The organism is Cryptosporangium sp. NPDC051539 (assembly GCF_044454545.1).
GTDB lineage: Bacteria > Actinomycetota > Actinomycetes > Mycobacteriales > Cryptosporangiaceae > Cryptosporangium.
The window spans coordinates 248,209-268,138 of record NZ_JBITDV010000001.1 but is presented as its reverse complement, the minus strand read 5'-3'; the positions used below and the strand labels follow the sequence as shown (position 1 = coordinate 268,138).

Below are 19,930 nucleotides of genomic sequence, written 5' to 3'. Positions count from 1 at the left end.
GGGATCAGGGCAGGAAGTACGTCGGGTTGGGCAGCTTGAACGTGCGGTTCGCGTAGCCGCCCTTGAGGTCGCTGTACTGGTCGCCGAAGTTCGCGACGATGTCGTAGCCCAGCGACTCGATGTGCGCCCGGGTCGCCGTCTTGTAGTGGGTCGTGGTGCACGCCCCGTTCGGGTCGCTCGCGCACGCGGTGTTGAGGTACGCCGGGTAGTCCGCGAGGGCCGGCTTCGTGAACAGCCCGTCCTCGCCGTTCGGCAGCGTCGTCGGCTTCGGGTAACCGGCGTCCACGCCCACGCCGTCACTGGTCAGGTTGCCCAGCGTCGCGGCCTCCTGCGCCGCGCCCCGGCCGGTCAGGAAAAAGATCGCGTACCCGGCCTTCTGCGCCGCGGTCGCCATCTTCACCATGCCCGGCACCGCCGGGAACAGCTGCCCGGTGACGTACTCGCCGTTCGTCGTCGGGTTGAACGCGAAGTTCGACGCGATCTCGTAGTTCCAGGTGTTCAGCGTGGTGTCGTCGACGTCCATCAGGATCGCCTTCTTCTTCGCGCTCCGGTACGGCCGCGCGAGGTACTGCTGCCCGGACGAGGCGACCTTCGCCGCCTCCTTGGCGTAGTTGCTGTCCGCGCCGAACTTCCCGGAGCCCAGCGCGTCGCCGTAGTAGTTCTTGATCTGCTGCCGGACGATGTCGATGTTGGTCACGTCGCTCTCGGAGCGCGGCGTCTTGGTCTTGATCGCCGGCCCGGGCGTGTCGGCGAGCGCGATGCCGCCGCCGACCAGCGAGAGCGCGCCGACCAGCGCGGCGATCGCGATCAACGCCCGCCGCGGACCGGAGCGTCTGCCCACTTTCTCGATCTCCACCGAAGCCTCCACCGAACCTCCCAGCCGTCCAGCCACTCAGCCGTCAGATGAACATCTGACGGCCGTCACGCTAGACCCGTGAGCCGCCCGGCGCGCGGCGACGGCGCGCCCTGGGGATAACACTCCGGTGACGAGGGCCCGCTCACTCGATGCGCAGAGCCTGCAGCGGGCACGCGTCCACGCCCGCGTTCGCGACCGCTTCCTTGCCCGGCGGCACGTCGACGCCGGCGCCCAGCGTGCTGTAGCCGTCGTCGTCCAGGGTGAACAGATCCTCGTCCACCATCCAGCACTGCCCGTGCGCCTCGCAGCGCTCGTTGTCGACCCGAACCTTCACGACGCCCACCTTCTGAACGGGGCTCAGCCCACCCGTCGAGAAAACCAGAACCCGGATTCTCTCCGGAGAGCACGCTAGGGCACACGTCGGTCAATGGTGGGCAAATTCCGGTGTCCCATCCGGAGCCCGTTCCAGCGCCGCGCCCTCCACGTCGACCACCGGCAGCCACCGCAACCACGACGGCAACCACCACGCCGCCGGGCCCAGCAGCGTCAGCGCCGCGGGCATCGCGATCATCCGCACCAGGATCGCGTCGAACAGGATCCCGGTGGCCAGCGCGAACGCGATCGGTTTGATCGTCTGGTCGCCCTGCGGGATGAAGCCCGCGAACACCGCGAACATGATCGACGCGGCCGCGACCACCACGGGCGCCGCCTGCCGGAACCCGGTGACGACGGCGGACCGCGGGGAGGCACCGTGCGCGTGCGCCTCGTGCATCCGCGACACCAGGAACACCTGGTAGTCCATCGCCAGCCCGAACAGGATGCCCACCACGATGATCGGCGACAGGCTCATCAGCGGGCCGGTCACTTCCGCGTTCACCGTCTGCCGGAGCCAGCCCCACTGGAACACCGCGGTCGTGGCCCCGAGCGCGGCCCCGATCGTGAACAGGAACCCGAGAACGCCGGTCACCGGCACGAGCAACGACCGGAACACCAGCACCAGCAGCACCAGCGCCAGCCCGACGACCAGCACCAGGTACCGGGGCAGCGCCTGGCTGAGTTTCTGCGAGACGTCGACGCTCACCGCGGTCTGGCCCGTCACCGACAGGGACGCCCTCCCCCCGACACCGGCCAGCACCGAGCGCAGGGAATGCACCAGCGCCACGGTCGCCGCGCTGTCCGGCCCCGACACCGGGACGACGGTCACCAGCGCCGCGTCCCCCTCGGCGTTGACGTCCGGACCGGCGACGACCGCGACCCCGTCGAGTCCGCGGACCGCGGCCACCGCCGACGACGCGACGGACGGCGCGTCGGCGCCGTCGGCCAGCACCAGCAGCGGACCGGAGAACCCGGCCCCGAAGCGCTGGGCGATGATCGAGGCGGCCCGGGCCTGGGTGCTGCCCGGCGGCGACGGCTGGTTCAACGACGTCCGCATGGAGAGCACCGGGATCGCGATCACGCCGAGGACGACCACCGCGGCCACCAGCGAGACCCACGACCGCCCGGAGACCAGCCGCGCCCACCCGGACACGAACCCCCGGTCCGCGCGCGGCACCGCCCCGGCCGAGGAACGCGAGCGCCGCGGCAGGGCCCGGACCCCGATCAACCCGAGCACGGCCGGCACCAGCGTCACCGCGATCAGCACCGCGACCACGATCGTGCCCGCCGCGGCCAGGCCCATCTCGGTGAGGAACGGGATCCCGGCCACCGACAGCCCGGCCAGCGCGATCACCACGGTCAGCCCGGCGGTCACCACCGCCGATCCCGCGGTCCCCACCGCCGTCGGCACCGCCTCGGGCACCGGACGCCCCTCCAGCAACTCGTGCCGGAACCGGGTGAACAGGAACAGCGCGTAGTCGATCCCGACCGCGAGACCGAGCATGATCGCCAGCACCGGCGTCGTGGCCTGCAGCTCGACGAAGCCGGTCAGCGTCGTGATGCCGAGCGAGCCGATCCCGACCCCGACCAGCGCGGTCAGCAAGTTCATCCCGGCCGCGACCAGCGAGCCGTACGTGATCGCGAGCACGATCAGCGCGACGAGCACACCGCCGGCCTCGGCGGGCCCGCCGACGTCCCCGCCCTGGGCCTGCGTGGCCTCGCCGCTCGCCTCCACGGTCAGCCCGGTCGACCGGGCCGACGCCACCGCGCCGAGCAGCGCGTCGCGCTGTGCCGCGGTCAGGTCGGTCGCGGGCACCGCGTAGGTCACGGTGCTGTAGGCGGCCCGCTGATCCTTCGAGACCACCCGCGACGCCGGGTCCAGCGGATTCGTCGCGCTCACGACGCCGGGCAGGACCTTCAGCCGGGCCACGATCGACGCCACGTCCGCGGCCGACTCGCTGATCCTCCCCGGCGACTCGAACACGACCTGCGCCGAGGCTCCGTTCGCGGCCGCGCCGAACCGCTTCCCGATCGTGTCGAGCGCGGTCGTCGATTCCTGCCCCGGAATGCGGAACGTGTTCACGGTCGCCCCGGACAGCGTCGCGGCGGCGACACCGATGCCGACGAGCACGATCAGCCACGCGACCGACATCAGCACCCGGTACCGGAACGCCACCACACCCAGCCGATGGAGCAAACCCGCCACGACACACCCCCTAACACCCGTTTTGCCCGTTAGGTGAGGTCTTAAGCTTTCACCTGCGCTTCGGCGTGCGGTCAGCTGGACTCCGTACCGTGCGCGGCATGCGACGACTGTCCGCGGTCCTGACCGCCGCCGCGGTCGCCGTGCCGGCCGCCGGGCTCGGGCTCGTCCCGCTGGGCCTGAGAGCCAGCCCCACCTGGGGATACGCGCTCGTTCCGCTGACGCTGCTCACCACCCCGCTGTGGTCGCTGCTGCACGAGGCCATCCACGGCGGCCTGCTCCCCGGCCGGCGCGCCAACGACGCGTGGGGCCGGGTGCTCGCGATCGGCTACGGCGCGCCGTTCGCGCTGCTCAAGGCCGGTCACCTGGTGCACCACCGGTACAGCCGGACGCCGCGGGAGCGCACCGAGATCTACACGGCCGGCAGCTGGGCGTCGCACGCGCCCGGGTACTACCTGCGGCTGTTCGGCGGCCTGTACCTGGCCGAGGTCGCGTCCGTGCTGCTCACGGTCCTGCCGTCCCGCGCCTGGGCCGCGCTCGCGCGGCGCAGCGACCGGCCCGACACCGTCGCCGGCCTGCTCCTCGACCGGGTCCGCCGTCGTTCCCTGCGTCAGTTCCGGGTGGACGCCCTGGCAATCGTCGTCGTGCACGCGGCCGCGTTCGTCGCCGACGGCGACACCTGTCACGACGGCTGGTTCAGTGCCGTCGGCAAACAGCTCCGCGGGCCCGTGTCCGCGGGAACACTGACTGTCTACTCCCCTGGTGTTCGGAGGCATTGATGATCAATCGCCGACGTTTCCTGCTGGGTACCGCCGCGAGTGCCGCGCTGCTCCAGCTCGCCGATGTGCGGAGCGCCCACGCCGCTCCCCTTACCTCCGATCCGTTCGGGCTGGGCGTGGCCAGCGGCGACCCGCTCCCGGACGGGGTCGTGCTCTGGACCCGCCTGGTCAACGACCCGCTCAACGCCGGTTCGCTGCCCGGCCGGCCGATCCCGGTCGAGTGGCAGGTCGCGACCGACGCCCGGTTCCGTGACGTGGTGCGGCACGGCACCGCGGCCGCGCACCCCGGCCTCGCCCACTCGGTGCACGTCGACGTCCGCGGCCTGCGGCCGGGCCGCCAGTACTGGTACCGGTTCCGGGCCGCGGGTCACCTGAGCCCGGTCGCCCGCACCCGCACCGCGCCGGGCTACTCGGCCCAGGTCGACCGGCTGCGGATCGGCGTCGTCAACTGCCAGGACTACCAGAACGGCTACTGGCCCGCCTACGACGGGCTCGCCGCCGAGGACCTCGACGTCGTCCTGCACCTCGGCGACTACATCTACGAGTACGACCCGAAGAGCCTCTACGCCGACCGCATGCACACGCTGCCCCAGACCGCCGGGCTCGACCAGCTGCGCACGCTCGCCGACTACCGCGCGCGCCACGCGCTCTACAAGACCGACCCGGCCCTCCGGGCCGCCCACGCGGCGTTCCCGTGGATCCTCACGCCCGACGACCACGAGGTCGAGAACAACTACGCCGGGCTGCTGGACGAGATCGACGATCTGAACACGCCGAAGTACCAGTCGCCCTCGCTGTTCGCCGCCCAGCGTGCGGTCGCGTACCAGGCGTACTACGAACACCTGCCGCTGCGCCGCCCGGTGCGCCCCGGCTCGCCCGGTTACCGGTTCCACCGGCGGTTCGACTTCGGCCGGCTGGCCCGGATCGCGGTCCTCGACACCCGGCAGTACCGCACCGACCAGCCGCCCGGCACCGCGTCGGACTTCGGGCCGATAGCGTCCGGCCTGGGCAACACCACCGGGACGCTGACCGGTTCGGCCCAGGAGAAGTGGCTGTTCTCGGAGCTGGCCGGGTCACACGCCCGGTGGAACGTCATCGCGCAGCAGGTGATGATGAGCCAGATCCGGTTCCCGAACTTCCTCGACGCCGCGCACCCGCTACCGCCGATCGCGAACCTCGACCAGTGGGACGGCTACGACCCGGCCCGGGCCCGGCTGCTGAACTTCCTGGCCGCGCGAACGATCGCCAACCCGGTCGTGCTGGCCGGCGACATCCACTCGTCCTGGTTCTCCGATCTGCGGATCAACCGCGACGACCTGGCGTCGGCGCCGGTCGCGGTGGAGTTCACCGCCACGAGCGTCAGCTCGGACTTCCCGGCCGCGTTCGACGCGCCCCTCAAGTCCGCGAACCCGTCGCTCAATCCGCACGTGCGGTACTTCGACGGTTCGCGGCGGGGCTACCTCCGGTTCGACGTGACGCCGGAGCGTTGGCTGGCGGAAGCGCGCACGGTCGACTCGATCGCGGTCCGGTCGTCACCGGTGACGACCACCGCGTCGTGGGCCACGGTCGCGGGCCAACCCGGGCTCACGCCCGCGTGAGTGAGCGTGAGGGTAGGTGGTGCACGGCAGCGCGAAGTGGCGGGACCTGATTAGGGTGGCCTAAGCAGGACGTCTGTTCGGCAGGAGGACGGAACTCGATGACGGCGCACGCGGAGCTCGACGTGGACCCATCCACGGGAAAACCCGCCGCGCGGGTGCTGGTCGAGATCGACCTCACCGGCGGAGAGGCCACCGGGATCGCCTCGGCGCTGTGCGCGGAGATCAGCGACCTCCTCGCCGCACACGCCCGCACGTCGGACACCGCGGTCAGCGCGAACGTCTCCCTGGGATTCGGGGACGCGCCGCTCCTGCCGTCGCCGAGCGGCCCCAGCAGGCCCAGTGGATCGGGTGGGCCGGAGAGGCTCGACGGGCCGGACGAGCGGAAGGCTCCGCTGCGGATCCTGGCCGGACGCCGGGTGGCGGTACAGGACGGGAACGACCTCACGCTCACCCGGCGTGAGTTCGACCTGCTCTCGTACCTGGCCCGCCACCCGCGGCAGGTGTTCAGCCGCCGCCAGCTCATCGACGCGGTCTGGGGCACCCGCTTCCGTTCCAGCGAACGGACGATCGACGTCCACGTGCGGCGGCTCCGCGCGAAGCTCTCGGGCACCGGCCCCAGCATCGTGACGATCCGGGGCGTCGGCTACCGCCTGGACCACGCCGACCGGGTCGCCGTGCTGCCCGGCGTCGACTGACGGTATCAACGCCCGCGCTCGCCGCTCTGTCTTCTCGGACCGTCCAGCGAGAGGACAGCATTCATGGAGCGCGCGTTCGACGATGCCAGCCTGACCCAGGTGATCGCCGTCTTAATGCAGGCGACCCCGGAGATCCGCACACTCGAACTGATCAACGACGTCACGATCAAGATCAATGACCAGATCGTGGTCGAAGGCGATTCCCCGGCGGAGATCGCCTCTCTGCTGGAGTTCTTCATCGCCGAGGATCTGTGGATCCGCAGCACCGGCGACGATTCCGGCCCCGGCCGCGAGCCCGGTGAGGACTCGGTGTCCTGATCGGCCGTCATTTTTTGTCATGTTCGTTAGTCTGAATTGATCGAGAGTCCCACTCACGAACCGATCTCCCTGAGGCGTTCGTTACATCGGTATTCGAGCCCGGAGAATCCGTGTAAGCATTCCGCAGGTCGTGGTCGCCGCGCTGATCGGTGCCATCGGAATCAGCCGCGCCCGCCACGGGCCGCAGTACGGCGGCTGAGTTTCCGGCGGCAGAGCTCAGTGCCGACGAGGAAGGACGCCCGTTGGAACCGACAGCGCAGTCGTCGAGTGGGAGCGAGCCCGTCCGCGGGGAGACGCTCCGCCCTCAGACCCTGGGAATCGTGACCGAATCCGCGGCCGGCGAGACCCGCGTCGCCGGGACGCCCGCCACGGTCAGACAGCTTCTCGCGCTCGGGTACGACGTGGTCGTCGAGGCCGGTGCCGGTGCGGCCGCGAGCTTCTCCGACGAGGCGTACGTGGACGCCGGAGCGCGGATCGGCGACCCGGCCGAGGTCTGGCAGTCCGAGATCCTCCTCAAGGTCAACGCGCCGTCGCCGCAGGAGATCGCGACCGTGGCCGACGGCGCGACGCTCGTCTCGCTGGTCAGCCCGGCCACCAACCCCGCGTTGCTGGACTCGCTGACGACCCGCCCGATCACGGTGCTGGCCATGGACGCGGTCCCGCGCATCTCCCGCGCGCAGTCGATGGACGTCCTGTCGTCGATGGCCAACATCGCGGGCTACCGCGCCGTCATCGAGGCCGCGCACGCGTTCGGCCGGTTCTTCACCGGGCAGGTCACCGCGGCGGGCAAGGTGCCGCCCGCGAAGGTCCTGGTCGCCGGCGCCGGCGTGGCCGGTCTGGCGGCGATCGCGGCCGCGAACAGCCTCGGCGCGGTGGTCCGGGCCACCGACCCGCGCCCCGAGGTCGCCGAGCAGGTCGGGTCGCTGGGCGGTGCGTTCCTCCCGGTCGACGTCGAGGTCGCGGCGTCCACCGACGGGTACGCGAAGGCGACCTCGGAGGATTACGACCGCGCCGCCGCGGCCCTCTACGCGGCCCAGGCCGCCGACGTCGACATCGTGATCACGACCGCGCTGATCCCCGGACGCCCGGCACCGCTGCTGCTCACCGCCGAGCACGTGGCCTCGATGAAGGCCGGCAGCGTGGTCGTCGACATGGCCACCGCCCAGGGTGGCAACGTCGCCGGGAGCGTCGCCGGTCGCGCGGTCGTCACCGACAACGGCGTGACGATCATCGGCTACACCGACCTCGCCAGCCGCCTGCCCGCGCAGGCCTCGCAGCTGTTCGGCACGAACCTCGTCAACCTGATGAAGCTGCTGACCCCGGCCGCGGACGGCGTGCTCGTCCTGGACTTCGACGACATCGTCCAGCGGTCGATGACCGTCGTGCGCGACGGCGAGAAGACCTGGCCGCCGCCCCCGGTGGCGGTGAGCGCGGCCCCCGCGGCCGCGAAGCCGCCGGAGCCGGTGAAACCGGCCGCGCCCCCGGCGAAGAGCCCCGTCCGCCGGCTCGTCCCGGCCGCGCTCGCCGCGGTCGCGCTGTTCGTGATCGTGGCGTTCGCCCCGGCCGCGCTCACCGCGCACTTCACGGTGTTCGTGCTGGCGATCGTGATCGGGTACTACGTGATCGGCAACGTCCACCACGCGCTGCACACGCCGCTGATGTCGGTGACGAACGCGATCTCCGGAATCATCGTGGTGGGGGCGTTGCTCCAAATCGGCCACGACGACGTGTCGGTCACGGTCCTGGCGGCTATCGCCATTCTGCTGGCCAGCATCAACATCGTCGGCGGCTTCGCCGTGACCCGCCGCATGCTCGGCATGTTCTCCCGTAGCTGATCGGAAGGGGAGCTGACATGACGGTCACCTCCGCGGCGCAGGCCGCGTACCTGCTCGCCGCCCTGCTGTTCATCCTCAGCCTGGCCGGCCTGTCCAAACACGAGACGTCCCGCGCGGGCGCCACCTCGGGCATCGTCGGCATGGGCATCGCTCTGGTCGCGACGATCGTGCTCGCGATCGACCGCAACCTCAACGGCAACAGCATCGCGCTGCTGTTCGCGGCGATGGCGGTCGGCGGCGGGATCGGCCTCTGGCGGGCCCGGGTCGTCGAGATGACCGGCATGCCGGAGCTCATCGCACTGCTGCACAGCTTCGTCGGCCTGGCCGCGGTGCTGGTCGGCTGGAACGGCTACCTGGAACACCAGGAACTGACCGGCTCGCTGCTCGGCATCCACCACGCCGAGGTCGCGATCGGCGTGTTCATCGGCGCGGTGACGCTCACCGGCTCGATCGTCGCGTTCCTCAAGCTGAGCGCCCGGATCAAATCGGCCCCGCTGATGCTGCCGGGCAAGAACGCGCTGAACATCGGCGCGCTCGTGGTGTTCGTCGCGCTCACGGTCTGGTTCGTGGCCGCCCCGAGCCTCGGGCTGCTGATCGCGCTGACCGTGCTGGCGCTGGTGCTCGGCTGGCACCTGGTCGCGTCGATCGGCGGCGGCGACATGCCGGTCGTCGTCTCGATGCTCAACAGCTACTCCGGCTGGGCCGCCGCGGCCTCCGGGTTCCTGCTCTCCAACGACCTGCTGATCGTCACCGGCGCGCTGGTCGGCTCGTCCGGTGCCTACCTGAGCTACATCATGTGCCAGGCGATGAACCGGTCGTTCCTCTCGGTCATCGCCGGCGGGTTCGGCATCGCCGCCGGTCCCGCGTCCGACACCGACTACGGCGAGCACCGCGAGGTCACCGCGGAAGGCACCGCCGACCTGCTGGCCGCAGCCTCGTCCGTGATCATCACCCCGGGCTACGGCATGGCCGTCGCCCAGGCCCAGTACCCGGTCGCCGAGCTCACCCGGCTGCTGCGCGACCGCGGGGTCGCGGTCCGGTTCGGCATCCACCCGGTCGCCGGACGTCTGCCCGGTCACATGAACGTGCTGCTCGCCGAGGCCAAGGTCCCCTACGACATCGTCCTGGAGATGGACGAGATCAACGACGACTTCTCCGACACGTCGGTCGTCCTGGTGATCGGCGCGAACGACACCGTCAACCCGTCCGCGGCCGAGGATCCGGCCAGCCCGATCGCCGGGATGCCGGTGCTGCACGTCTGGGAGGCCGAGAACGTCGTCGTCTTCAAACGATCGATGGCGGCCGGCTACGCCGGCGTACAGAACCCGCTCTTCTTCCGCGAGAACACCCAAATGCTCTTCGGGGACGCCAAAGCGCGCGTTGAAGACATCATCCGGGCACTGACCAGCACCAGCACGACGACGCCGTCGCGCGAGCCGGCCGGCACCCACTGAGCGGGCGGGCCGGTCTGTCGTCCGGCGAACCGAGCCGTTAGGCGGAAGGCGATACCGTCGCCTTGGCCGGACGGTAAGGGAGTAGCAGCAGCATGAGCGCACCAGGGCGGATCGTGGACGGGCGATACCGGCTCGATTCCGTCATCGGTTCGGGCGGTATGGGTGTGGTTTGGCGGGGTTTCGACCTGCGGCTGCACCGCCCCGTCGCGGTCAAGGAGCTGCGCATACCGCCGACCAGCACCGACGTCGAACGCGCCGAGCTGGTCGATCGGGCGATGCGGGAGGCCCGGACCGCCGGGAAGCTCAACCACCCGAACATCGTCGCGGTGCACGACGTGGTCGAAGATCACGGGACGCCGTTCATCGTCATGCCGCTGGTGCAGGGACGGCCCCTGTTCGACGTCGTCAACGTCGCCGGGCCGCTGCCGGTGGCACTGGTCGCCCGGATCGGCCTGATGCTGCTCGACGCTCTGGACGCCGCCCACGAGGCCGGGGTCTGGCACCGGGACGTCAAGCCGGAGAACGTGATGGTGCAGCCCGACGGCACGGTGCTGCTGACCGACTTCTCGATCGCCTCGGTGCTCGGGGTCGGGTCGCGCACGCTGCCGGGCGTCGTCATGGGGACGCCCGGGTTCATCGCGCCGGAGCGGGTGCTGCGGGCCGCGGCCGGAGCGTCCGGAGACCTGTTCGGCCTCGGGGCGACGTTGTACGCGGCGGTCGAGGGGGTCGACGCGTTCGACACCACCGACGCACTGTCGGGCCTGTTCGCGAGCGCGACGCTTCCGCACCGGGAGCCGGAGAAGGCCGGTCCGCTCGGGCCGGTGCTCGACGGGCTGCTGGCCAAGGAGCCGGACGAGCGGCTCACGTCGGCCGAGGCCCGTGATCAGCTCCGTCCGCTGGTCGAGGGGAACCCGGACGCGAGCCCGGCGGCACTGGCCACCCTGATGCGCGCCAACCCCGGCCTGACCGGACCGGCCGCGACGCTGAACCCGACCCGGGTGGAGCCGCTGCCCGCCGGGGCGCCGAACGCCCTCGTGCCTGGAGCGGGCGCCGCCGCCTGGAGAGCCGGAGCCCCGATCCCGGCCACCCCGATCCCGGGCGCCCCGGCCGTAGGCGCCCCGATCCCGGGCGCCCCGATCTCCGGGGCGCCGATCTCCGGGGTCCCGGGCGCCCTGGGCGTACCCGGCGGGATCGTCGGGCCGGTGGGCTTGGGCTCCCCCGCCGCTCCGGGCTCGCCCGTCGCCCCCGCTTCCCCTGCCGGTCCCGCTTCCTTCGCGGCCGGGGGATCTCCCGTCGCGCCGGGCTCCGCTGCCGCCGGCCCGCCCGGAGCGCCCGCCGGGCCGATTGGGGCTGCCGGGCCGTTCGCGCCGGGTGTGGCCTCGCCCCCGCGGCCCGCCCTGCCCCCCGGCCCCCTCCCCACCGGCGCCCTTCCCTCCGGTCCTCCTCCCCGCGGGACGGCCGGTGGCGGGGCACCGTGGGGCGCCCCGGAAGGCCCCCCGCCGCCGGGCCCACTGACCCGGTACCGCCGGTACCTGATCCCGGGCGCCGCCGCCGCGGTGATCCTGCTGCTCGCGATCATCGTCGGCATCGTGCTGACGAACGGCAACGGCGAGCCCGGCACTCACGACTCACCCACCCCGCTGGCCCAGGGCTCGACCCCGAAAACGTCCGCGCCGCCCTCGGCGTCCCCGTCGTTCGTCGTCGGCAGTGGCGACGACAAGCCGACCGGCGCCGAGTTCCTCAACGCGCACAAGGGCGACGACGACGCGTCGGTCTCCCGCGGCCGCGCCCAGATCAACGGCACCGAGTACAACGAGAGCGTCCGCATCAAACCCGCCTGCACCACCTACGACGGCGAGGCCCGCGACGCCGCCTGGGCCGACTTCGAGATCCCGGGCTCGTACCGGAGCCTCCAGGCCTACGTCGGCCTCGACGACCGCGCCGACGACAGCGGCATCGGCTCGCTCCACTACATCGTCACGGTCGACGGCAACCAGGTCGCCGAAGACACGCTCTACGCCGGAGCGCCCAAGCAGCTGATGATCTCGCTCCCGGCCGGTGCGAGCACGGTCCGCCTGGCGGTGTCGGCCAGCTCGGACTACTACTGCGAAGACGGCGGCACCGACGCGGCCATAGCCTGGGGAAACGCGATCCTGGTGCCGTGACCCGGCGCGCCGCTCGCCTCCCGGACGCCGGACGTCAGCCGGCCGCGACCGCGTCGACCAGGCGACGGCTGAACTGCACCGCGGGGGCCGGGCGCCCGAGCAGGTAGCCCCGCGCGTACGGAACACCGAGGGCGACCAGCTCGGCCAGCTGGTCCGGCCGCTCGACCCCTTCGGCGATCACCGGCAGCGCGAGGTTCGTCCCGAGGCCGGTCAGCAGCTTCACGACCTGCCGGTCGTTCGCGTTCACGAGCATCCCGGCGACGAACGACCGGTCGATCTTGAGTCCCGACACGGGCAGCACCGAGAGGTGACGCAGCGTCGACGAGCCCGCGCCCATGTCGTCCAGCACCACGCCGACACCGTGTCTACGCAGCGTGTTGAGGTTGCCGACCGCGTCCGTGAGCAGGGACAGATCGGCCGGCTCCGGGAGCTCCAGGTGCAAACTGCCATGGCCGCAGCCCGACCTGCGCCGTGGCCCGCAGCACCGCGTCCTCGAGCCCGCCGTCGCGCAGGGCGGCCGCGGTCACGTTGACGCTCACGTGCTCCGGAGCCCGGTCGCCGACCACGCTGATCCAGTACGCGAGGTCCGCGCACGCGGTCCGCAGCGCCCAGCCGTCGATCCGCGACAGCCCGGTCAGCGAGTCGGCCGGGAACTCGTCCGGCCGGAGCGGACCGCGGCGCGGGTGACGCCAGCGGACCAGGGATCGGTCGCGTCGACCGCGGCCCGCAGCCGCTCCCCGTACGCGGGTGCGGCTCTCTCGGCGGACGCTCTGCGCAGCACCGCGAACTCGTCACCGCCGAGCCGCGCGACGACGTCCCCGGGCTCGCACGTGGCTACCAGGCGCCGAGCCACCGACACCAGCAGCTGGTCGCCGACGCCGTGGCCGAGGGTGTCGTTGACCTGCTTCATCCGGTCCAGATCGACGAGAACGACAGCGACCGAGCCGCCCGGATCGCCCCGGCGCAGGCCGTGCTCAGCTCGTCCAGGAAGTGGCGGCGGTTGGCCGGGCCGGTCAGCGCGTCCCGAGTGGCCTGCTCGACCAGGCGGCGGGCCAGCGCGTCGAACAGCCGGGCCGCGGAGACCCGGCCGAGCCGACCGCCCGGCCAGGTGACCAGCAGGTCGTCGTACCGGTTCGGCCGGCCCCGGGTCCGGACCCGGTGCGACGCGTCGGTGATCGGTGGCTGAGAGGATCACCGGCGTCCAGTCGGCCATCACGCCGACCCGCCGCCGCCCCCACAGTGCCCGTCCGTACCCGAACCGGCCGGACATCACCAGCTCGAAACCGGACCGCATGATCAGGCCGGTGCGCCGGGCCGCATCGCGCACGACGACGACCGTCAGCGAGTCCCGCGACCGGAACAACTGATCGAGGTCCGCGCAGTAGTCCTCCGGGGACACGACGACGGCTCCTGACTCCCGGTCTGCCCCGCCCCCGAGGGCGGCACCGCAGGCGACGGCACCTACCCTCCCACCGTGGCCGACCTCCCGAACCCCGTCCAGGCCCTGCTGGCCGCCGCGAACGCCCACGACACCGAGGCCTTCCTCGACGCCTTCACCGCCGACGGCGTGGTCGACGACTGGGGACGCGAATTCACCGGACGAGCCGCGATCCAGCGCTGGAGCGATGCCGAGTTCATCGGCGTCCGAGTCACGCTCGAGGTCGGCACCGTCACCCGTCAGGACGACTCCTGGACGATCGGAGCCACCGTGGGCGGCGACGGCTTCAACGGCCCGAGCCACTTCACCTTCGACGTCGGAGGCGGGCAGATCCGCCGAATGACGATCAGGCAATAATCCGCCGCGCGAGCCCGAACGGCCGCCTCACGCGGTGGCTCGGCCTCGCACCGTCGTGCGACGCTTCGACCCGTGACCGTGGTCTGGGTGACGGGAAATTCCGGTGTCGGCAAGTCCACGGTCTGCGAGCTGCTCGAGCAGCGCGGGCACGAGGCGATCGACGCCGACTGGGAGGGCTACAACCGCTGGGTCGACCGGCTCACCGGTGAGGTCGTCGTCGATCCGCCGTACCCCGTGCCCCGCGGATGGCTACACCGCTACGGCTGGAAGATCACTCGCGCGGACGTCGAAGCCCTCGCCGCACGAGCCGCCGGCCGGACGGTGTTCCTCTGCGGCTCGGTGGAGAACGAGAACGAGGTCCGAGACCTCTTCGACGTCGTGATCTGCCTGGTGATCGACGTCGACACGCTGATCAGCCGATTGGCGGACCGCACCAAGAACGCGTTCGGCGCCCACCCGGAGGAACTGGCCGCCGCCGTACGGGCGAACGCCACCGACGAAGCCGCGTACCGCGACTCCGGCGCGACGATCATCGACGCCACCCGGCCGCTCGACGCGGTCGCCGAGGCCGTGCTCGAAGCCGCCGGGCTCCGCCGGCCTTGACACCCGTGGCGAGGTCTTCGCCGCCTGCCCCCACCGGCGCGGCCGGAATGCGGTGGCCATATCTTCCGGCCGGGACCACCATGCGCTGGTGACCGTCTACCTCGACACCGAGCGCCTGATCCTGCGCCGTTTCACCACCGACGACGCGGACCTGCTGATCGAACTCGACAGCGACCCGGCGGTCATGCGGCACCTGACCGGCGGCCGGCCGACCGCACCGGAAGACGTCCGCGGACGCGACCTGCCGAGCGTCCTCGCCGGCTACGAGCGATGGGACGGCACGTTCGGGGTGTTCGCCGCACACGACAAGGACAGCGGTGCTTTCGTCGGCTGGTTCCTCCTTCGTCCGGAACCCGGAAGCCCGACGGACGAGGCCGAACTCGGCTACCGGCTGCGCCGGGCGGAGTGGGGCAAGGGATACGCCACCGAGGGCTCGCGGGCCCTGCTCCACAAGGCTTTCACCGGGCTCGGCGTGCGCCTCGTCTGGGGCGAGACGATGTCGGTGAACCACGGCTCCCGGAACGTCATGGAGAAGGTGGGGATGACCGTGGCGGAGACCCTCGACACTCCGCCGGACATGCGGATGATCGAAGGTTCCGAATTCGGGGGCCTGCGGTACGAAATCACCGAGGAGCAGTGGGCGGCCCGCGAAGGCGCCACCCCAGATCCGTGCCAGCACTGATGACAACCCCGATCCGACGTTCGTAGTTTGTCCTGGCGAACGACGTTTCGACGATCGGGAGATGACGTGTCCGGTTCTCAGTACCCGAGTGACGCACAGAAGGCCGCGCACGACATGTCCGGCGACGTCGAGCAGGTCCACTACGACCTCACCGGCGCGGATTTCGATGCGGCCTTCACCCGCTTCAAAGGCGACTATCGAGTGTCCGACCTGCACGGATACCTCGACGGCGGCGTCGACCGGCTCTCGGTCGTCTTCACCCGGGAGAAGGGCCCCCTCGGCGGCATCGTCACCGTGAATCTGACCAAGGAGGACGTCGACGTGGGCCGGGTGGGCCACGCGGCCGACGGGCAGCGTCCGGTGCTCTTCAGCGGGTACCGCAGCTCGGCCGGGCGAAGCTTCGCCTGGGTCTGGGAGCCGATGCCGGGTTCGAAACGCTCGCTCCACCGCGACCTGGCGATCGCGGACCTGCAGTCGCGCGCCGACCGCACTCGCGCCCGCGGCCGGCGGATCGTCGACGTGTCGGTGTACGAGAATCCGTTCGCCACCAACCCGGTGCAGTTCGCGACGATCGAGGACGAGGACGACGGCCTCACGGACTGGGCGATCACCGGCCCGTCCGACTCCGACCGCACCCAGGTCGAGTTCGACTCGATGACCGGCGCGGGCTGGCGCCTGGTTCGGACCAGCGGCTGCGCCACGCCGGCCGGGACATCGACTGGGACGCAGTACGTCCGGCTCTGGGAGATGACGCCGTCCACGTTCCAGGCGCGCCGCGCCGTGTCGTCGGCCGACCTCGGCACCGCACTGACCGACCGCGATGCCGACGGCCTGCGTCCGGATCAACTCGACTCGTTCTCCCGGGGCACCCCGGCCGTCGCCAGGCACTGCCCGGTGTGGCGGCGCCGCGACGCCGCCGACGTCGTTCCCGCGCTCGTCGCGGACTTCGCCGCCGCCTACCAGTTCCCGGCCGTCTCACTCGCGGTGGCCCGCCGCGGCCGGCTGGCGTACACCTACGGCTACGGGGAGCTGGTACGCCCCGACACCGTCTCGACCTCCGGCGTCATCGTCGTCGACACCGGCGGCGAGACGTTCCCGATCCCGGTGCCCACTCCGGTCCGTACCCATCCCGTCCGGCCGGAACGGACGCTGTTCCGCATCGCGAGCCTGACCAAACCGATCACCGCGGCCGCGATCATGCGCCTGGTCGAGGCCGGCCGGTTGCGGCTCGACGACCGGGTGCTGGCCCCCGGTGGTGCGCTCGCCCACTTCGCCCCGGCGCCGGCCGACGCGCGGATCCGCGACATCACGGTGCTGAACCTCCTCCAGCACGGCGCCGGTGGCTGGCCGGCGGCGCACGACGACCCGATGTTCACCGGCACCGACCTCTCCACCGACGATCTCGTCCGCACGGTGCTGGCCGAACGCTCCCTCGACGACGCCCCCGGAACCGCCTACGCCTACTCGAACTTCGGCTACTGCCTGCTCGGGCGGCTGATCGAGGCGGTGACCGGCCAGACCTACGAAACGCACGTCCGGGACGGGCTGCTCGCTCAGTGCGGCATCTCCGACATGTCGATCGCGAACGACGGCCGGCCCGCGGGCGACGTCATCCGCTGCTACCCGGCGGCCGACGACGACATCGACCCCTACCGGCACCGCATCGACCGGATGGACTCCCACGGCGGGTGGCAGGCCACCGCGCAGGACCTGCTCCGGTTCGCGGTCCGCGTCGACGGCCGGGGCGCGGACGTCCTGACCCCCGCGTCGATCACCACGATGACGACGCCCAGCGCGCTGACCGGCAGCGACGGCTACGCGGCCGGGTGGGCGATCAATCCCGGCACGAGCCGGGACCCGGGCACCTGGAGTCACACCGGCGTGCTGCCCGGCGCGACCGCGCTCCTGCAACGCACCGGCGACGACCTGTGCCTGGTCGTGCTCACCAACTACAACGAGCGCAAAGACCCGGCCGCCAACACGGTGGACGGCCTCTACCGGCTGCTGATGCGCATCCGGAGCCAGGTCGACTACTGGCCCCAGGACGCCGAACTCTGAGCCCGCCGGGCCGGGCCGGACGGTCCGGGCGGCGGCGCTCGGTCAGAGGTCGCGGATCGCGCGTCCGAAGTCGGCCAGACCGGCCCGGTAGAAACGCGGGCCGTACGAGACCCGGGCGACGCCGATCTCCCGCAGCGCGGCGAGCGGCAGACGCGGGCCGGTGTTGCCGTTGATCGGGCCGCCGATCCCGGCGACCAGGGTCGCGAGGACCTCCGGGTCACCGACCCCGATCGGGTAGACGCAGTCGGCACCCGCCTCCCGGTACAGGCGGCCCCGCCGGACCGCCTCGTCGGCCCGGTCCTCCTCCGGCACCCGGCCGGCCGGCAGGAACACGTCGACCCGGGCGTTGATCACGAGCGGGACGCCGGTGGCGTCCGCCGCCGCGCGGACCTCGGCGAGCCAGTCGGCCTGCCGCCGGGGATCCTTGAGACCACCGTCGCGATGGTCGGTGTCCTCCAGGTTGCACCCCACGACCCCCGCGTCCAGCAGACGTCCGACCAGGTCGGCGGGGGCCAGCCCGTAGCCGCCTTCCGCGTCCATCGTGACCGGCACGGCGACGGCCCTGGCGATCCGCGCGCCGGCGGCGAACATCTCCTGCCACGGGGCACCTTCGCCGTCCGGATAACCCAGCATCGCGGTGATCGCCGCGCTGGCGGTCGCGACGGCCGGGAATCCGGCGCCTTCGACGACCCCGGCGCTCGCCGCGTCCCAGGCGTTGGGCAAGACGAGCAGGTCCCCGCCGTGCAGGCGCCGCAGCGCCCCCGCCAGGCCGGCGAGTCGTTCCTGATCGGTCGTGGTGTTCATGCCGGGACCTTCGCTCTCTGCTCGGAATTCGTGGTGGGCGCGCACGTCATCGCTCGCGGCGGGTGATTCTTTTGAGGACCAGCGGCGTCACACCGGGATTCAGGATCAGCCGGAGATCGAGCCCGGCGAGGAGCAGCACCGTGCCCTCGTCGAACGAGGCCTGCTCCCCCGACCGGCACTCCAGGCACAGGCGGCCGCTCACCACCACGACGACGACGCCCGCCCAGTCGGCCGCGTCGTACTCCAGGCTCCCGGCGGGCGGCACGCTGGTCGTGGTGCTGGTGCATCCGGGGAGGTCCCGGGCCTGGCGGAACAGGAACTCGGGGTCGGTCACGACCGGCCCGCGCTCACGGGGCCAGCGTCCGGGGAAGACCGAACCAGGGCGCGACCACGGCGTCGAAACGGGTCAGTTCGGAGATCGCGCCGTCGGCGATTGCGGCGACCTCGATACTCGCGAGCCGCAGCAGCCCCGTCGCGGGATCCGAGCGGTACATCCCCCAGGCCGGGCGGCCGTTCGCCCGGGTCCGGACGAACCTCCCCGGGGGCCGGTGGCGCGCGCGGACCGCGGTGAAGAACTGCCGCGCCGATTCGCGTCCGCGGAACTCGAACGGTTCCGGCGGCATCCGGAGCCAGACGTCCTCCGACATGAAAGCGACCATCGCGTCGACGTCGAACTCCAGGAACGCGTCGATGAAGCGTTGCAGCAGCGCCTCGTCCTCCTGGGTGTGCGTCGTGGCGGTCCGATCGTCCCCGGAGGGGCCGTACTGCTTGAGTGAGGCGCGCGCGCGTTTCAGCGCGTTGTTGGCGGCCGTCACCGTGATCCCCAGCAGGCCGGCCGTGTCGGCCGCCGGGTACCCGAGGACGTCGCGCAGGATGAGCGTGGCCCGCTGCCGCGGCGGCAACCGCTGCATGGCCGTGACGAAGGCCAGGGTGATCGCCTCGCGGGACTCGTAGCGGGCTTCCGGACCCGGGTGGTGATCGGGGAGCCCGTCCAGCACGCTGTCCGGGAACGGCTGCAGCCAGGGCAGCTCACCGAGGCTCGCCGGGTCGGGCCAGCCGGCGGGCACCGCCGCGCGCGGGCGACGCGTGGCGGCGCGCCGGTGGTTGAGGCACCGGTTCGTGGCGATCCGGTAGAGCCACGTCCGGACGGAGGACCGGTTCTCGAAAGCGTCCAGACCGGTCCAGGCCGCGAGCAGCGTCTCCTGGACCACGTCCTCGGCGTCCTGCAGCGAGCCGAGCATCCGGTAGCAGTGGACCTGGAGTTCGGCCCGGTAGGGCGCGACGAGCGTGTCGAACGCCGCTCGGTCACGGTCACCGGCCCGATCGAGGTGCTGATCCGGCATGAGGGTCCCTCCTCGAGATCGCTGATCCGGTCCTCACTGGGTTAGACCCCGGGCTCCGGCCGAACTGGTCGCCTCCCGGCGAATGTCAGGAGGCCGCTCCCGGCTGCTCCCGCGGCGACCGCGAACACGGCCCCGTGCAGCGTCATCCCGACGACGAGGAAGATCGCGGCCCCGTGGGCCGGGATGAGCTTTCCGGCCAGCCGGGGGACGAACACGGTGGTCGCTCCCCAGGCGATCATCCGCACCCCGGCCGACAGCGCGTCGAGACCCTGGGCGCTCTGGAAGAACTGGGCCATGAGTAGATCGACCCCAGTGCGGAGCCTCACAGGAAGAATACGGTGACGCCGCCGGCGGTGAAGGTCCCGAT

At 71.8% G+C, this 19,930-nt stretch carries 19 protein-coding genes and 1 pseudogene; 11 read left to right on the top strand and 9 right to left on the bottom strand.

Going from position 1 to position 19,930, the window contains the following annotated elements:
* Positions 1-4: 4 nt before the first annotated feature.
* From ACIBZJ_RS01275 to ACIBZJ_RS01265, 3 genes are all read right to left on the bottom strand, one after another.
* On the bottom strand, positions 5-856 hold the full coding sequence (locus ACIBZJ_RS01275; RefSeq protein ID WP_395924180.1) for an HAD family acid phosphatase: 852 nt from the start codon (positions 854-856) through the stop codon (positions 5-7).
* 142 nt (positions 857-998) lie between these two features.
* On the bottom strand, positions 999-1,190 hold the full coding sequence (locus ACIBZJ_RS01270; RefSeq protein ID WP_395924178.1) for a ferredoxin: 192 nt from the start codon (positions 1,188-1,190) through the stop codon (positions 999-1,001).
* 90 nt (positions 1,191-1,280) lie between these two features.
* A complete protein-coding gene (locus ACIBZJ_RS01265; RefSeq protein ID WP_395924176.1) occupies positions 1,281-3,437 on the bottom strand; it encodes an MMPL family transporter in 2,157 nt (718 codons plus the stop codon).
* Positions 3,438-3,535: 98 nt separating this feature from the next.
* On the opposite strand from ACIBZJ_RS01265, the gene ACIBZJ_RS01260 reads away from it, so the two are divergent.
* From ACIBZJ_RS01260 to ACIBZJ_RS01230, 7 genes are all read left to right on the top strand, one after another.
* Complete coding sequence (locus tag ACIBZJ_RS01260; protein WP_395924174.1) at positions 3,536-4,213, top strand: fatty acid desaturase; 678 nt, start codon at positions 3,536-3,538, stop codon at positions 4,211-4,213.
* Positions 4,213-5,811, top strand: a complete 1,599-nt coding sequence (locus tag ACIBZJ_RS01255; RefSeq protein WP_395924172.1) for an alkaline phosphatase D family protein — start codon at positions 4,213-4,215, stop codon at positions 5,809-5,811. Before ACIBZJ_RS01260 ends, ACIBZJ_RS01255 begins: the two co-directional genes overlap by 1 nt.
* Positions 5,812-5,909: 98 nt before the next feature.
* A complete protein-coding gene (locus ACIBZJ_RS01250) occupies positions 5,910-6,506 on the top strand; it encodes a winged helix-turn-helix domain-containing protein (RefSeq protein WP_395924170.1) in 597 nt (198 codons plus the stop codon).
* Positions 6,507-6,569: 63 nt separating this feature from the next.
* Positions 6,570-6,824: a hypothetical protein gene (locus ACIBZJ_RS01245; protein WP_395924168.1), complete on the top strand. Its 255-nt coding sequence runs from the start codon at positions 6,570-6,572 to the stop codon at positions 6,822-6,824.
* 320 nt (positions 6,825-7,144) lie between these two features.
* The gene (locus ACIBZJ_RS01240) at positions 7,145-8,659 is read left to right on the top strand and encodes a Re/Si-specific NAD(P)(+) transhydrogenase subunit alpha (RefSeq protein WP_395924166.1); all 1,515 of its coding nucleotides are present in this window, start codon (positions 7,145-7,147) and stop codon (positions 8,657-8,659) included.
* Positions 8,660-8,676: 17 nt separating this feature from the next.
* On the top strand, positions 8,677-10,113 hold the full coding sequence (pntB, locus tag ACIBZJ_RS01235; RefSeq protein ID WP_395924164.1) for a Re/Si-specific NAD(P)(+) transhydrogenase subunit beta: 1,437 nt from the start codon (positions 8,677-8,679) through the stop codon (positions 10,111-10,113).
* Between the two features lie 92 nt (positions 10,114-10,205).
* Positions 10,206-12,278 (top strand): protein kinase, encoded by a 2,073-nt coding sequence (locus ACIBZJ_RS01230; protein ID WP_395924162.1) that lies wholly within the window; start codon positions 10,206-10,208, stop codon positions 12,276-12,278.
* Between the two features lie 34 nt (positions 12,279-12,312).
* On the opposite strand, the pseudogene ACIBZJ_RS01225 reads toward ACIBZJ_RS01230, so the two are convergent.
* Positions 12,313-12,729 (bottom strand): annotated as a pseudogene (locus ACIBZJ_RS01225) (EAL domain-containing protein); the annotation flags it as partial.
* A 183-nt stretch (positions 12,730-12,912) separates the two neighbouring features.
* Positions 12,913-13,677: a GGDEF domain-containing protein gene (locus ACIBZJ_RS01220; RefSeq protein ID WP_395924160.1), complete on the bottom strand. Its 765-nt coding sequence runs from the start codon at positions 13,675-13,677 to the stop codon at positions 12,913-12,915.
* A gap of 75 nt (positions 13,678-13,752) precedes the next feature.
* Between ACIBZJ_RS01220 and ACIBZJ_RS01215 the strand changes: the two genes are divergently transcribed.
* The 4 genes from ACIBZJ_RS01215 to ACIBZJ_RS01200 all read left to right on the top strand — a co-directional run bounded on the left by ACIBZJ_RS01215 (position 13,753) and on the right by ACIBZJ_RS01200 (position 17,416).
* Complete coding sequence (locus tag ACIBZJ_RS01215) at positions 13,753-14,073, top strand: nuclear transport factor 2 family protein (protein ID WP_395924158.1); 321 nt, start codon at positions 13,753-13,755, stop codon at positions 14,071-14,073.
* Positions 14,074-14,145: 72 nt separating this feature from the next.
* Complete coding sequence (locus tag ACIBZJ_RS01210) at positions 14,146-14,676, top strand: AAA family ATPase (RefSeq protein ID WP_395924156.1); 531 nt, start codon at positions 14,146-14,148, stop codon at positions 14,674-14,676.
* 88 nt (positions 14,677-14,764) lie between these two features.
* Positions 14,765-15,358, top strand: coding sequence for a GNAT family N-acetyltransferase (locus ACIBZJ_RS01205; protein WP_395924154.1), 594 nt, complete (start codon positions 14,765-14,767; stop codon positions 15,356-15,358).
* 66 nt (positions 15,359-15,424) lie between these two features.
* A complete protein-coding gene (locus ACIBZJ_RS01200; protein WP_395924152.1) occupies positions 15,425-17,416 on the top strand; it encodes a serine hydrolase in 1,992 nt (663 codons plus the stop codon).
* Positions 17,417-17,458: 42 nt separating this feature from the next.
* Here the strand turns inward: ACIBZJ_RS01200 and ACIBZJ_RS01195 are convergent, their stop codons facing one another.
* The 4 genes from ACIBZJ_RS01195 to ACIBZJ_RS01180 are packed head-to-tail and all read right to left on the bottom strand — an operon-like array spanning position 17,459 to position 19,889.
* Positions 17,459-18,220, bottom strand: coding sequence for an isocitrate lyase/phosphoenolpyruvate mutase family protein (locus tag ACIBZJ_RS01195; protein ID WP_395924150.1), 762 nt, complete (start codon positions 18,218-18,220; stop codon positions 17,459-17,461).
* A 46-nt stretch (positions 18,221-18,266) separates the two neighbouring features.
* Positions 18,267-18,554, bottom strand: coding sequence for a hypothetical protein (locus ACIBZJ_RS01190; protein WP_395924148.1), 288 nt, complete (start codon positions 18,552-18,554; stop codon positions 18,267-18,269).
* A 13-nt stretch (positions 18,555-18,567) separates the two neighbouring features.
* Positions 18,568-19,563 (bottom strand): RNA polymerase subunit sigma-70, encoded by a 996-nt coding sequence (locus ACIBZJ_RS01185; RefSeq protein WP_395924146.1) that lies wholly within the window; start codon positions 19,561-19,563, stop codon positions 18,568-18,570.
* 41 nt (positions 19,564-19,604) lie between these two features.
* On the bottom strand, positions 19,605-19,889 hold the full coding sequence (locus ACIBZJ_RS01180; RefSeq protein WP_395924144.1) for a hypothetical protein: 285 nt from the start codon (positions 19,887-19,889) through the stop codon (positions 19,605-19,607).
* Between the last annotated feature and the right edge of the window lie 41 nt (positions 19,890-19,930).